This is a genomic window from Paenibacillus antri, assembly GCF_005765165.1.
Taxonomy (GTDB): domain Bacteria; phylum Bacillota; class Bacilli; order Paenibacillales; family YIM-B00363; genus Paenibacillus_AE; species Paenibacillus_AE antri.
Window position 1 is genome coordinate 18,506 of record NZ_VCIW01000036.1, and the last position, 14,205, is coordinate 32,710.

12 protein-coding genes are annotated in these 14,205 nt (G+C 61.4%); 5 read left to right on the top strand and 7 right to left on the bottom strand.

Annotated elements, in window-relative coordinates:
* Nucleotides 1-339: 339 nt before the first annotated feature.
* The 4 genes from FE782_RS30675 to FE782_RS30690 form a co-directional block, all read right to left on the bottom strand.
* Entirely contained in the window at nt 340-681 is a 342-nt protein-coding gene (locus tag FE782_RS30675; RefSeq protein WP_138198168.1) for a hypothetical protein, read from the bottom strand.
* Between the two features lie 21 nt (nt 682-702).
* Complete coding sequence (locus tag FE782_RS30680; RefSeq protein ID WP_138198169.1) at nt 703-4,107, bottom strand: glycoside hydrolase family 44 protein; 3,405 nt, start codon at nt 4,105-4,107, stop codon at nt 703-705.
* Nucleotides 4,108-4,265: 158 nt separating this feature from the next.
* Nucleotides 4,266-6,176: a sensor histidine kinase gene (locus tag FE782_RS30685; RefSeq protein ID WP_138198170.1), complete on the bottom strand. Its 1,911-nt coding sequence runs from the start codon at nt 6,174-6,176 to the stop codon at nt 4,266-4,268.
* A 2-nt stretch (nt 6,177-6,178) separates the two neighbouring features.
* Nucleotides 6,179-6,835 (bottom strand): response regulator, encoded by a 657-nt coding sequence (locus FE782_RS30690; protein WP_138198171.1) that lies wholly within the window; start codon nt 6,833-6,835, stop codon nt 6,179-6,181.
* Between the two features lie 237 nt (nt 6,836-7,072).
* On the opposite strand from FE782_RS30690, the gene FE782_RS30695 reads away from it, so the two are divergent.
* A complete protein-coding gene (locus FE782_RS30695) occupies nt 7,073-7,516 on the top strand; it encodes a WGxxGxxG family protein (RefSeq protein WP_138198172.1) in 444 nt (147 codons plus the stop codon).
* A 64-nt stretch (nt 7,517-7,580) separates the two neighbouring features.
* Here the strand turns inward: FE782_RS30695 and FE782_RS30700 are convergent, their stop codons facing one another.
* Nucleotides 7,581-8,375: a DUF6062 family protein gene (locus tag FE782_RS30700; protein WP_138198173.1), complete on the bottom strand. Its 795-nt coding sequence runs from the start codon at nt 8,373-8,375 to the stop codon at nt 7,581-7,583.
* Between the two features lie 134 nt (nt 8,376-8,509).
* On the opposite strand from FE782_RS30700, the gene FE782_RS30705 reads away from it, so the two are divergent.
* Complete coding sequence (locus tag FE782_RS30705; protein WP_138198174.1) at nt 8,510-9,313, top strand: cell wall hydrolase; 804 nt, start codon at nt 8,510-8,512, stop codon at nt 9,311-9,313.
* 112 nt (nt 9,314-9,425) lie between these two features.
* Nucleotides 9,426-10,958 (top strand): methyl-accepting chemotaxis protein, encoded by a 1,533-nt coding sequence (locus FE782_RS30710; RefSeq protein WP_138198175.1) that lies wholly within the window; start codon nt 9,426-9,428, stop codon nt 10,956-10,958.
* Nucleotides 10,959-11,033: 75 nt separating this feature from the next.
* Here the strand turns inward: FE782_RS30710 and FE782_RS30715 are convergent, their stop codons facing one another.
* Nucleotides 11,034-11,924: a peptidylprolyl isomerase gene (locus tag FE782_RS30715; protein ID WP_138198176.1), complete on the bottom strand. Its 891-nt coding sequence runs from the start codon at nt 11,922-11,924 to the stop codon at nt 11,034-11,036.
* Between the two features lie 120 nt (nt 11,925-12,044).
* Nucleotides 12,045-12,854: a phytanoyl-CoA dioxygenase family protein gene (locus FE782_RS30720; RefSeq protein ID WP_138198177.1), complete on the bottom strand. Its 810-nt coding sequence runs from the start codon at nt 12,852-12,854 to the stop codon at nt 12,045-12,047.
* A 136-nt stretch (nt 12,855-12,990) separates the two neighbouring features.
* Here FE782_RS30720 and FE782_RS30725 point away from each other — a divergent pair, with 136 nt between their 5' ends.
* Nucleotides 12,991-13,800, top strand: coding sequence for a helix-turn-helix domain-containing protein (locus FE782_RS30725; protein ID WP_138198178.1), 810 nt, complete (start codon nt 12,991-12,993; stop codon nt 13,798-13,800).
* Between the two features lie 289 nt (nt 13,801-14,089).
* Nucleotides 14,090-14,205, top strand: a 116-nt coding sequence (locus FE782_RS33375; RefSeq protein ID WP_138198179.1) for a transposase, incomplete at its 3' end; no start/stop codon positions are given.

Consider the following 14,205-nt stretch of genomic DNA (forward strand, 5'->3'; position numbering starts at 1 on the left):
TTCTAACCTGATTCCCTTGCCTCAGGACCTGAGCAGACGACATCACGTTAGAAAGGACCGGCTGGAGGGGTACCCGGAGGCCAACTATGCCCGCGGGTCCTTTCTAACCTGATTCCCTTGACTCAGGGCCTGAGCAGACGACATCACGTTAGAAAGGACCGGCTGGAGGGGGGGACCCGGAGGCTGACTATGCCTGTGGGTCCTTTCTAACCTGATTCCCTTGACTCAGGGCCTGAGCAGACGACATCACGTTAGAAAGGTTCAGCCAGAGGTACGCTTGGAGCTCCCGCTCCGCGAGCAAAGAGGGTCTTCCCGCGCGATGCGGGAAGACCCTCTTTTTCATAATGCCAATAGCATCTCTTCGATCACCGGAAACAGGTCGTCTCTCAGCGGCTTGCCGGCGCGCTTCAAGCAGATGCACGACTTGCCGTCGAGCTGACCGGCCAGCCGATCGCTGTACGAAGCGACGAGCTCCGGACGCATGATATACAGCATAAGCCCCTTCTTCCGATGCGCGATGCCGACGACCGGCTCTCGCCGCAGGCGATAGAGGGGGAAGCCGTGCCCGAACCCTTCTTCCGCATGGGGAAGTCGTTCGAGCACTAGCTCCCGGAGGAGAAGAACGGCCCGTTTGTGATGCGGCTTCAAGTTGCCGACGTATTCCGCTACCGCTTCATGCACGCGTGCGCCCCCTCCATCCCGTTATTTCCACACGAGCAGCGTCGCCGAACGAGCCGGCAGCGCGATCGCCGCCGCTCCGTCCTCGCCGGTCGACAGCTGCGGCGTTACCCGCTGCAGCCGTTCGTCGAGCGAGAAGCGGTACGCCTCCGGTTCGCCCGTAAGTGCGATATTCGCGGTTAACGAGGCGTTCCGGGCTACAGTGTCCTTGTTGAACAAGAGCACGTACACTTCGCCGTTCGTTCCCTCGATCGTATACGCCCCGACCGCATCGACGTTCGACGTCGATGTTTTGACGCTCGTGCCTTCGATTTTACTGCCCAGCCCGTCGTAGTTCAGATACATCGCGAACGCGTCTTCGATCGGCGTGCCCGCCTTGAAGTTTCCGAAGCGCGTCGCCAGGTCCACGCCTTCGCGGCCGAAGATGGCCAGCGCTTCCGCTTGCGCGAGACCCGCCGTGAGGCCGTCGCCGTTGCCGAAGTTGTATTCGGTGATGGCGAGCTTCATATCCGGGTTGTATTGCGCGATCATCTCCTTCATCCGCGGGATGAGCCGGATCGGCTCTTGAATCCAGGAATTGTCGACGAAGGTCGGATGGTACAGCGACTTAAGCGATTGCAGGCGCCGCTTCTGCACGTACGACGATTCGTTATCCTCGGCGATGCCGCCCTCTTGCGGATAGAAATGTATATCCAAGTAGTCGACGAGCTGCGTCCCGTTCGGATCGGAGTTCTCATAATCCTGCAGCTGCTTCAAATACCACTCCAGGAACGGCAAGCCGCCGTGCGATTGACGGTCCGGGCCGTCCGCGCATTGGTCGGCCGAGGAGTAGAAGTAAGCACACCAGCCCCACGAGACCGGACCGAAAATTTGCGCGTCCGGATCGGCCGCTTTAATCGCAGAGCCGTATTCCTTGGTCATGCTCCACAGGTCGTCGTACGTCGTCGGTTCCGGGCGCACGTCGCGGTGCGTGACGTACCAAATTTCCGGCTCGTTATCAAGCGCGTAGAAGTTCACTTTGTCTCCGTTGTTCTTCAGATGCTCGATCCACTCGACGACGAAGTCCGGTCCGATCTCGACGGACGTATCGTGCGGGTCGTTGATCGGCTCCATCCAGTCGCCGTTCGGCAGCTCGCCGTTACCGGCGTCCGGACGTCCGTCCACCGCCGCCGTGCTGCGCTGCGGTCCGTATTTCTCGACGGAGAAGCCCCAGCTCACTTCGCGATCTTTGGCCGTCCAGCCGATCGTCGGCAGCGTCAGAAGCACTTCGTCGCCGCGGGCGTCCACCCGGTCGATGAGCTGATCGGTTTCCGTACCGTCCGAATTGTCGTACGGGATGTTCATGAAGTACCAGTCCGACGCGCGGTTTGTCGCGTCCAGCTTCCAGTTGTAGCGGGTCGTGTTGTTGCCGCCCCACCGCTCGACCGGGAACGGAAGCGTCGACGTCGTCGGGTGCATGTCGTCGTAATTGATGCCGTAAATATTCTCGTCGATCGGCTTGCGATCCGACGCCGTGTCGATATCGACGGATACCGTCGGCAGCTCCGGCTGCGGGAACAACACCGGCGACGTATTGCGCAGGAACGAGACGTCGTCGATATAGACGACCGGTTGATTTTGCTCCGTTCCGGCTTGGAACACGATACCCGTGAACGCGCCGTCGGTTACGCCGAAGTCCGCCGCGTTGAGCGTCACTTCGTGCCATTCGCCCGGGGCGAGCGCGCCGTTCGGCAGATGGTCGTTCAGCTCGGCCGTACCGACATAGCCTTGAGCCTCGTACAGATGCACAAGAATTCGCTGTCCGCCCGTCGCGCCGCCGTGAATCCAGAATCGTACGCCGTACGTCTCGCCGAACTTGCGCTCCTGATCTCCGTTCAACCAGACGCCGTCCCACCCGCCGGGCAGAAACTCGATGGAGTACCGCCCGCTATGCGCTTCGGCTTCGCTCAACAAGTTCTTCTCGTGCCAGCTCCAGTTCGATGCGCCCGGCTCGAGGCCGTCGCGATACAACGGCGCTTCTTCGATGTCCGCGACCTGAACGTACGCGGATGCCGATTGCGCGCCGAGCGTGCCCGTAATCTTGGCGACGCCTTCGCTCACCCCGACGACGCGGCCGCCTTCCACCGACACGATGCTCGGCGCGTCACTGACCCAGGCCGCCTGTTCGCTGACGACCTTGTCGGTGCCGTCCGCGTAAAACGCCGTCATCTCGAGCGGCTGCGACTCGCCGGCCAGCAGCACGACTTGATGCTTGTCGAGCCGCGTCTCGACGAGGGCCGCCGGGATGACCTCCTTCGCCCGCAGCACGATGTCGTCGAGATAGACGACCGGCTGGTCGCCGCCCGACGCGTCCGCGATGACGAAAGCGTCGAACACTTGATCCAGCAGCCCGAGAGAGGCCAAGCTCGCCGATGCGAGGCGCCATTCTCCGGCCGCCACGCCCTCCGGCAGCAGCGTCGACAGCGGAACCTCGGCGATCGGCCGGCCGCCGCTGAGGAACGATACTTTCAGTTGTTGACCGCCGGCGCTGCCGCCGCGAATCCAAAACTCGAAGGACTCGAACGATTTCCCGGCGATCGGTACGCCGGAATACAAGTACACCGCTCCGCCGTTGTCCGGCTCCATCCGGATGGAACGTTCGCCCGTATGATAGGCGCCGGCGTAATCCAAGCTGTGATCGGCCCAGCCGAAGTCTTGGAAGCCGGCCCCGAGCGCTTCTTGATAGATGGAGATGCCGGAGACGACTTCCGGAGCGCCGCCCGGTCCGTTCTCGCCAGGCTCTTCACCACCGGGCTCCTCGCCGCCAGGCTCCTCTCCGCCAGGTTCTTCTCCTCCGGGCTCTTCTCCGCCCGGCTGTTCTCCCGTCCCTGCCCCGACGAACGCGATATCGTCGATCAGGAGCGCCGGTTGGTCCCCTCCGGTGACGTCCGATAAGATGATCGTATCCACCCAGGCGTTGCCAGGGGACACTTCGTCGGCCGGAATCGCGATGCGAACCAATTCGTCGGCCGGAATTCCGCCTTCGACGAGCTCGTGTAGCATCCACTCCGACTGGGGCACCCCGCCGGTCTGGAACACGAGCTTCGCTTGTTGGCCGCCGAGCCCTTCGCCTTTCACATACATTTCGAACGTCTCGAAATCGCTCGCCGTCAGGATGCGGTCGCGGTACAAATACATCGCTCTGCCGTCGTCCGGCTCCATGCGAATGGACGTCCCGCCGCCTCGCTTGTCGCCGGCGTACGCCAAATCGACCTGCGCCCAGCTGTAATTCGCATATAAAGCGTTCAGCGCGTCGTCGTATACGCTCTCCCTCGCTTCCGCCGCGCTCGCGGCGGGCGGTGCCGCAGCGGGCAGCAACGCAGCGGCCGTCAGCGCCAACGCGCCGACGGCGGCGATCGGTTTCTTCAGCCCTTTACCCAATAGTCCCACGTCAATCCTCTCCTTCATGAAATGCATAACCGGATTATAGCTTTGGTTCGGTCATTTCGCGCATGACAGGATGTCATGCATTGGCGGACGTGAGATCATGAAGCGTTCATGGGACTTTAGTCCTTGCGTCGCCCCAAAAGAACAATCGGCCCCCAGTCCTATCGGACCGGAAGCCGAATATCGATGCGGCAGCCCTTCTCGTGTACGGCGCCGATCCAGAACGACCCGCCGAGCGCCTCCGCGCGCTCTCGCATCGTCGTCAGGCCGAAGCCGAACCGGCCGGCTTCGTATGCCGCTCCGTCGTTGGAGAGCGTGAACTCCAACGTGTCGCCCCGGATGCGGAGCTCGAAATGGAACGCGCCGCAACGGCCGTGGCGGATGCCGTTGCTCATCCCTTCCTGCAGCGCGTGGATCAGCACTTGCGCGTAGGCCGAGCCGAGCGGCGGCATGTCCTCGATGTCGTATTCCGACGCGACGCCGTGCGCTCGGGACGCGTCTTCCAGCAGCAGGCATAACGTCTCCCGCAAGTCCGCTTCGCCCTCGTCCTTGGCGAACCCCTGCATCGAATGCCGGATGTCTTCCAGACTCTTGCGAACGAGCTCGCCGGCGGTCGCCAGCGTCTTGAACGCGTCGTCGGGGTTCCGGCTCCACAGCATGCGCGCCGCCTCGATCTGTACGGCCGTCGTCGTGAGCGTATGCCCGACGATGTCATGGACGTCGCGAGCGTTCCGATTGCGCGCCTCGGCCAAGGACAGATGCGCGATCGCGCCCGTCGTTTCGCGCAGCGAGGAGGCGAGGCGCTCCGTCGTTTCGGCGGCGTACGCTTTCACCTGCCGGTGAAGGTCCATATATCGGTTAAACAGGACCATTCCCTTGCAGAAGACGATCCAGAGCAGCCCGGCCGGCAGGCAAAACTCCGCCGCATGCGCAAGCGGCTCCGACACGCTCTGCAGCCATGGGCGCACCGGCGGGAGAAAATGCACGATCACTTGCAGCGCGGTGCCGACGTACATCCCGATCAGTCCGCTGAGGATCCAGCGTCGATCCGGGGAAGGATCGCGCTTATGCAGCCGCAGCAGCGCGATGAGCGCCGCGAGCGGGAAGACGACGATCATCGTCGGAACGACGAAGGTCACGAGCACGCGGTACGCGATCGGCAGCGCGTACGCCGTCGTCAGCACGCCCGCGAATACGCCGAAGGACATCCGCTTCAGCCAGCGGAACAGCCTTCGGTAGGCGCCGTCGACCAGCTGCTCCATGAAGAGGAGCACCGAGAACACCGCTAACGATAGAAACACGTCGGGCACATACATGAACCATTCGCCCTCGAGATACCATAACGTCGTACGGCTGATATACCAATACCCGAGGCCGGACGAGGTCATGAACAACGCGAACGCCAAATTCAACCGGCTTCGAAAATCGTGAAGCCATAACAGAAAGCCCGCGAAACCGACGAGCACGAAGACGAGCCCGATCAGAAAAATAAATAGGTCGATCCCCAGATATGACGCGAAGATCGTGTCCTTTTGGCCGTATTGCGCAGCCGCGATCCGAAGCGGAGGGAGGGCTCCGTCCGTGTATACGCGCAGGTACAGCATCTTCCCGGCGTCCTCGGGGCTTAGCTCAGTAATCGTGCGGCTGTGCATCAAGTTCACTGCCGGCGCGGCGGGCGGCATGCGGAACCGAAGCAGCAGCTTGTCGTCGAGGTACGCTTCGAATGCGCCCAGATGCCCGAGCAGCAGATGCGGGTCTCTGGGCGATCGCTCCGGCAGCCGCTGCCTGAGCCAATAATACCCGACGTAACCGAACCGCGGCGCATTCGCTTGCAGTTCGGCGAGCGGGCGCCAATCGCCCTCGTCGAACGCCGGAACCGCGCCTCGGAACGGCAAATCGCCGACGATCGCCTCCCATGGACCGGCGCTGACGGAATGCAATGGTTCGACGCGGAACACGCGATCCAAGCCGTCGTTCCGGTACAAAATCGCGACGACGGCGATGAACGCCGTAATGACGAGCGCGAAGGAAGTTATGGTAACAACGCGGGCGAGCGAAAGGCGAAGGCGCATCTTTACATGAACCTTTTTAAAATATCGATCGCTTGCTCGCGGTCCTTCGTCCCGATCTTATTGTAGATTCCGCTGATATAATTGCGGACCGTCCCGTCGCTCATGAACAGCTGCGTGGCGATTTGCCGGTTCGACTTGCCGAGGATGAGCATCTCGGCGATGTCCCGCTCCCGCGGCGACAGCACGATGCCCTCGTTCTTCAGCCGGGCCGCGCTCAACCGCGCGCTGCCGCTCTTGCGATCGGTCCGCAGCAAGGAAACGAGGCGGGAGGCGACGAAGGACGGCATGATCAATTGGCCTTCCGCCGCTTCTCGAATCGACCGTATGAGCTGTTCGCCCTGGAGATCCTTCAGCAGAAAGCCGTCCGCGCCGGCCGAGAAGCTTTCGACGATGAAGTCGTCCTCGGCGAACGTCGTCAGCACGATGATCTTCACTTCCGGGCGGACTTCCTTGATGCGCCGCGTCGACTCGAGTCCGTCCATGCCCGGCATCTTGATGTCCATCAGGACGACGTCGGGCCGCAGCTTCTCCACGAGGGCGAGCCCCTGCTCCCCGTCGCCGGCCACGCCGACGACCTCCATATCCTCCTGCACGTTTATCATCGTCTGCAGACCGTCCCGCAGCAACGTCTGATCGTCGACCAATACAATAGAAATCATGGCGGCAGCATCCTCTTTTTCTAGTTAGCTAGCAATCTTTGGTCTTATTGTAAATGATCTTCCCGACCGTGTCGTCACCCGCCTGCATAAAAGTTACAAGTCATATGACAATCCCCTCAAGAAGTCCCGGTTGTCAAAAACCGTCATCCCTCCAAGGGAGTAATCCGGGCTCCCGATGCAAACAACTATAACGCAACGTTACACACATTCATTATCCGAAGGAGAGAGCCAATCGTTATGAAGAAAATCAGCACGCTAGCATTGACGGCCGTTCTTGCATGCAGCATGGCCGTGCCCGCGTTCGCCGAGGGCGGCAACTCCGCGGCGTCGTCGATCGGTCATGGGACGCAGAACGGCGTGAACGCGACGGGCGCGAACGGTACGGCGCTCACGAACGGCGCGAACGGCGGCGTCGGCTCCCGCAGCACGACCACGGGCGGCGGGATGACGACGAACCGCGCGACGACGACCGATACGAACGGCGTGAACGGGGCGAACCGTTACGGGTACGGCACGAACGCGCGCGGCGCGAATACGGGCTACGGCATGAACGGCGTCCGCATGAACAATCAGACGCGGGCGAATGCGGCCGCCGATAACGACGGCGTCGATTGGGGCTGGCTCGGCCTCGCCGGCTTGCTCGGTCTAGCGGGTCTCCGCGGTCGCGAAAGAGCGAAGTAATGTAAGGAAACGACGCGAACAGGCTGCCGAACTCCGTCTCCGGAGCGGCAGCCTGTTTTATCGTTTACGGCTTTAACGCAGCGTCCTTGAACGCTAGAACGCGCTGCTTGTATCGCGTATCCGTGCCCGGCAGGCCGACGTCAAGCCGCACGGCCCGAATCCAGCCGCCGAGATACGCGTCGCCTTCCTCGTCGGAAAAGCGGACGTTCGCCTTCCGTTCGATTTCTCGCAGATGCTCGATCTGCAGGTCCAAGCGCGAGAGCTGAATTTCGAGCAGCTCCGGGACGGACGGCCGTTCGGCGTGGCTCTGGATCAACCGGCGGAAGTGCGGGTGGCACAGCACCCCGCGATTGCGGTACCGCTCGCGAAATTCCTCGTCGCCCTCGAAGTAATCGACGACCGCGTCGACGTACCGCCGCTCGCACGATTCGGTCGCCGCGCAGATCGGGCATCGTTCCTCCGACGCGAAGCTGCTTAAGTAGGCGTTCGTTTCGTCGCCGTCGGCCTTGCCGGTCATCCGGGCTTGGAGAAGCGAACGGAGCGCGTTCGTTTTTTTTCGTAGGTCGCGTTGTTTTCGGCTGGTCAGGTACTTTTCCAATGACGTCTTATGATCTTCGAGCAGCGCCCGGTAGAAGACGGCTTGCGAAGCGGGATCGCCCGACTCCTTCACCCGCCAGGCGTGCGCGTTGCAGTATCCTCTCGCCCGCACGTACGAGCCGATCAACTGGCCGTCCCCGGCCCCTTCGCGCAGCAGCACCTTAATCATTCGCTCGACCCGTTCGTCCACCAGCTTGCACACCGGACACTGATCGTGCTGCAGCGCGTCGGCCATGTCGTGGTACAAAATATACTTATCCATTCGCGTCCCCCCGCTTCGAAAATCCCGTTCTCGATGCGGCTATTGTCCCCCGCGGTGGAAATTACCATACCCAAACGGAGCGAGATCTTTATATAATTCCAAGAGAACATAAGGAGGCGATATCGATTCACAGCATGAAAATACATAAACTCGCGGCGTCGGCGACGGCATCCCTGCTGCTCGCCGCGTCGCTCTTGGCGCCGAACGCGGCGGCGAAGCCGCTGCAGCCGGTCGTCGTCGACGGGACGCGGCATGCGACCGCCGCCCTGCAACGCGAAGGCTCCTTGCTCGTGCCGGCCGTCTTCCTCCGCAAGATGGGCGTCTCGGTCCAATGGGACGAGAACAACCAAGCCGTCGTGCTTCGGAAGGACGCCGTTCGCCTGTCCTTGACGGCGGGTCCCAACGGCGTCGTTCACAAGCCGGAAGGCACTTACGTTCCGTTGCGCTACGCGGCGGAGAAGCTGGGGATGAGCGTTACCTACGACGCGTCCACGCGAACGGCCGGCATTACGACGACGCCTTCCGCGGCGAGAACAGCGGCCAAATCCGCGAGCATCAGCGAAGAAGACGTCCTGTGGCTCGAGCGGATAACGGAAGCCGAGGCCGGCGGAGAATCCTACGAAGGGAAGGTTGCCGTAGCTGCCTCGATCCTGAATCGGATCGACGATCCGAATTGGCCCGATACGATCCAAGGCGTCGTCTTCCAGATCGTCGAGGTCGACGGAGTGGAGTATTACCAGTACTCCCCGGTGGCGGACGGGCGCATCTACGAGGCGAAGCCGACCGAAGAAACGCGGAAGGCGGTGCGGGCGGCGCTGGACGGAAGCGATCCGACCGACGGTGCGACGGTATTCTATAACCCTAAGAAGACGGACAACGTTTGGGTCCGCGAGCGTCCGGTTTCGAAGACGATCGGCAATCATGTGTTTTCCTATTAATCAAGCGAAATTTACCCGCTTGAAATCGCTTCCAGAAAAACAAGGAATCGCGCGATTCTTGTCGAATTCGTCGAACATATAAATTGATGTCATGTAAAGGGGATATCGCGCGATGATCAACTTTTCCGCCTTCCGCAAACCCGCCGCCGCAACCGGAACGACAGCCGCAGTGCCGAAGAGGGACGAACGTCTGTCTTTGCAAGAGAAAGACATGGTTCGCCGCAACGGCGTCGTCTTCGTCGCCATGTCGGTCATCACGGCGCTGACCGTCTTCGCGGTGTTGGCCATGGGCGGATCGACCCTGACGCTCGAATCGTTAGGCGTCGCGATCATTATGGCTCTCCACCTAGCGGCATTCGCCGCGCTTCATCTGAAGCGGGTCTGGATCATGAAGCTGAAATACGTCGCGGTCATCGGCTCGGCGCTGTCATCGTTGTATACGATCGTCTCGTCGCCGGACGCCACGAACGTGTTCTCGGTTTATTATTTGCTCGTGCTGACGTTGATTTACATGAGCATGCCGTTAATGATCGCAATAGAAACGTACAGCTTCGGCCTATTGATCTTTCTTTTGTTCGTACAAGACACGGGGATCGCGCCCGATAAGGCGAGCACCTACCTCATTTATTTCGTCTTGATTTCCATCCTGTTGTTCTCGCTGCTTCGCGTCAGCAACCATCTGATGAAGGACACGGAGCGTTCCCGTTCCGACGCGGAGGAGTTGCTCGAGCAGCAGCGCCGGCAGAAGGAGGGAGTCATCGCCGTCGTCGGCGAAGTATCCCGAAGCCTTACGGCGCTCAACCTCTCGGGCGCGGAGACGAATCAGTCGTTCGGCGAGATGAACGTCGCCTTCCAGGAAATCACGGTCGGCGCGAGCGCTCAGATGGAGTCCACGCTGTCCATCAACGAATCGATCCAGACGATGAGCGAGAGGATCGACAGCATGTCCGACGCGATGCGGTCGCTTCGGGAAGAGGCCCGTTCGGCCAAAGGGCTGTCCGACGACGGCGAGACGCAGGTCCGCGAGCTGACCGACACGTTCGTCCGGTTCCGCGGCGAAATCGAGTCGATGCAGAGCGAAATCGCGAGCTTGATCGAACGCGTCAACGAAGCGAGCCAGTTCAGCTTAACGATCAAGGAAATCGCCAACCAGACGAATCTTCTGTCCTTGAACGCCAGCATCGAGGCGGCGCGGGCGGGCGAGCATGGCAAGGGCTTCTCCGTCGTCGCTTCGGAAATCCGGAAGTTGGCGGATATGGCGTCTCGCTCCGCGGATCAAATCACCGGCGTGCTCTCGTCGTTCGCGGCGCAATCCGACCAGACGCGCCGACGGATGGGTCATGTGGCGGAGCAGATGGAGAGAAGTCAAGAGACGACCGACCGGACGAGACAAGCGTTCGAGCAAATCAGCGCCGCCGTCGACGCCCTCGAGCTTTTGTCGGAGAGCAGCGCGCGGCTCACGAGCGAAATTCAGGCGTCCGCCGGCTCCGTCGGCGAATCGACGGCCCAGCTCGCCTCCGTCAGCCAACAGACGAGCGCGTCCTTGGAGCAGCTAACCGCCACGTTGGAGACGCTCCTCGTCGGCAATCGGACCAGCCTGACGAACCTCAAGCAGGTCGAGGAATCGTTACATCGCATTTCGTAAAATAGGGAAAAAGACTGCCACGCTCCGCGCGACAATCGCGCAGGAACCTGGCAGTCTTTTTTATCATATGAACTTCTATAAATATTCCTCGACGTCCGCGTTCGTCCGCTGCTCCTCCAGCCACGTCGTCGACAGCGCCGACAGCGCCTCGTTCACGAGCGCCTCCCGAATCTCTTCCTTCTTTTCTTCGAGCGTAGGCATATACGCCGCTTTCTTCTCGGACACTTGGATGATATGAAATCCGTTGCTCGTCTCGACCGGCTCGCTGAGCTGCCCGACCTCAATCGAGAAGGCGGCCGTCTCGAACGGCTCTTCCATGACGCCCTTCTCGAAGAAGCCGAGATCGCCGCCGGCATCGACCGTGCCCGTATCGAGCGATTGCTCCGCCGCCAGCGTCGCGAAGTCTTCGCCGCCCGAGAGCCGCTGGCGAAGCTCCTTCGCTTCTTCCTCCGTCGCCACGAGGATATGGGACGCCTTCACCTGCTCGGGCTCTTCGAGCGAGGCGGCATTTTCGTCGTAATAGGTTTGAATTTCCTCGTCCGTCACGGTGACCTGCGGCTCCAGCAGCTTCTTCAGCTGTACTTCGACAGCCATCTGCTCCTCCAGCCCCTCGACGGTCATGCCGTACATGGCCAGCGTCGACAGGAAATCGTCTTCGCTCGGGAACTGCCCTTTGATCGCGTCCATCTGTTCGGCGATGTCCTCGTCGGCGACCTCCACGCCCGCCGCTTCGGCCGCTTGGCGCACCAGCTCCTCGTCGATCATCGACGACAGCGTCTGTCCGCCGTCCGCGGCGAGCAGCGCGTCGAATACGTCTTGCTTCGAAATCGCGACGCCGTTGACCGAGGCCGCGGGACCGAGATCCGAGTCCTGCTCCCGGAGGAAAGGGAACAGCGCGGCGGCGATCAGCAAGGCGAGCAAGACGAGAGATACGATTTTCCACTTCGTGGTTACGATGTCATTCATGAGTACGCTCCTTCGATTTTCGGATCCTGTGAGCAAGTCCGATTTCCCCCATTATGCTCCGCGAACCTGAAGCGCATATGAAATTCGCCTGAACGTTTCCTGAAAATGAAAAAACGGGGCTCAATGAGCCCCGTAATACGCGTACTCCACCCCGCAAGGCCCGCCGTCCGGGTTGCTCTCGAGATCGACCTCGCTGCCGTCCGCGCGGAACAACGGGCGATAATAATGCGAGATCCGGGCCGCCGACGCGTTGGCGTAATGGCAGATGAACGAACGCCGGAATCGATCCTTCGTCTTGTTCCGGTACGAGCCGTGGATCAGATTGCCGTTGAAGAACAGCACATCGCCCGCCGCAAGCGCGACCGGGACCGCCTTCATCCCCTCCGGCGGCTTCACGTAATGGTTCGTGAACGACTCCTTCGCATCCGCTTCGTCCGGACAGACGATCTCGTGGGCGTTCGTCTTCGGCACGACGAGCAAACCGCCGTTCTCCTCGTCCGCCGGGTCCACCGCCGTCCACGCGGCGATACAGTTGCCCGGTTCGACCTTCAAGTAGAAGTTGTCTTGATGCAGCGCCTGGCCGCGAGAGCCAGGCGGCTTGTAATAAAACATGCTTTGCGCCGCCAGCGCCTCTTCTCCGAACAACGACTCGAGCGCCTCCAGGACGGGCGGATGCAGCATATACCGCTTGGCGGTCGCGTCGAACCGATGCGGATGCATCACCCTCGGATACCGCTTCAGCGGATCCGTCCCGTCCGCCGCGAAATCCGGTTCGAAATAACCCGGCACCGTCCGCCGGCCGATCCCCTCGAACGTCCGCTCGATCTCGCGCAGCTCCTCCTTCGCGAACAGTCCTTTCACGACAAGATAGCCCTCTTCCTCGAATCGGCGCACCTGCTCCTCCGTCAACGATCCCCTTCGTTCCGTCATCACACGATTCTCCTCTCGTTTCATTGGAGTGTTACAGTTGAATTTCCTTTATTTTAGAGTAGAATGACTCCTATAATGAAGTATGGAAACCGCTGAACAGTCACACGATTCTGCTGCAAGTGGGGGGATTCGGAAAATGGAGCAACGCCTAGAAGCCTACGGCGGCGAAGCCAAAGGCCTTACGATCGCCGGGCGATTCCGCGTGCCGGACACGTATGTCGTCGACCGGCCGACCGGCCGCGACGAAGACGATTGGATCGTCGCATACACCTTGGAGGGCGCCGGCTACGTCCGGACGACGGGGTTGGAGCATCGGCTCGGCCCGGGCGACATCCTGCTGCTGAATGCGTCCGTTCCCCATGCGTACGGCACCTGCGCCGGGGAGATCTGGGGCTTCGTCTGGGCCCACTTCTCTCCGGAGCGCATGGATGCGAGCTTCCTGCCGACGGAGACGGCGACCGTCGCCCCGATCGCGGACGCCTCCGCCCGCCGGCGCATCGTCCGCGCGTTCCGGCGCGTGCTGATCGACGCCAGGGATCGCGGCGACTTCTGGAACGAGCTCTGTTACGGGGCTCTGCAGGAGGTGCTCGCGATCGCCGCCCGCCAGATCGCCCGGCGCATCGACCCGCGCGTCGAGGAAGCCCGGCGGCTGCTGGCGGCGAACATGCGCGAGCCCGTTCGCATCGAGACGTTGGCGAAGGCGGTCGGCCTGTCGCCGTCGCGGCTGTCGCACCTGTTCAAGGAAACCACGGGCCAATCGATCGTCGACGCGCTGAACGCCATGCGCGTGCGGCAAGCGGCGCTGCTGCTCGAGCATACGCGCCGAGGCGCCGCGGAAATCGCCTACGAGGTCGGCTTCCAGAACTACAACCACTTCCTCGCCCAATTCCGCCGAAGATTCGGCGCCAGCCCCACCGGCTACCGTCGCGGGCTGCGGCTCGAGTAGACGCGCCCTCCCCCGCTTTTCGCCTTAGCCCTTGGCGCATTCTAAGGTCGCCTCCTTTCTGTCGCCGGCTCCTTTCCAAGCTGATTCCCCCTGCTCAGGTCCTCCGGGGCGGGGCACTGTTGACTGCCCCTTTCTAACGTGATGTCCTCTAGTCAGGACCAAGGGGCCCCCCCTTTTTGCCGGCTCCTTTCCAAGGCGATTTCCTCTGCTCAGGATTCCTCCGAATTGGAATTTCTCTATTGAAATAAGAACATCAGTTCGGTATAATGGGGAAAAGGAGGCGGCGTTCATGGATCAAGCGGAACAGGTAGCTTATTTCTTTCGGCGGCGGTGGCCGAACGGGTTTTCCTGCCCGAGCTGCGGATATGGGGCGTATTATACGATCACGACGCGGCAGCTCCCGCT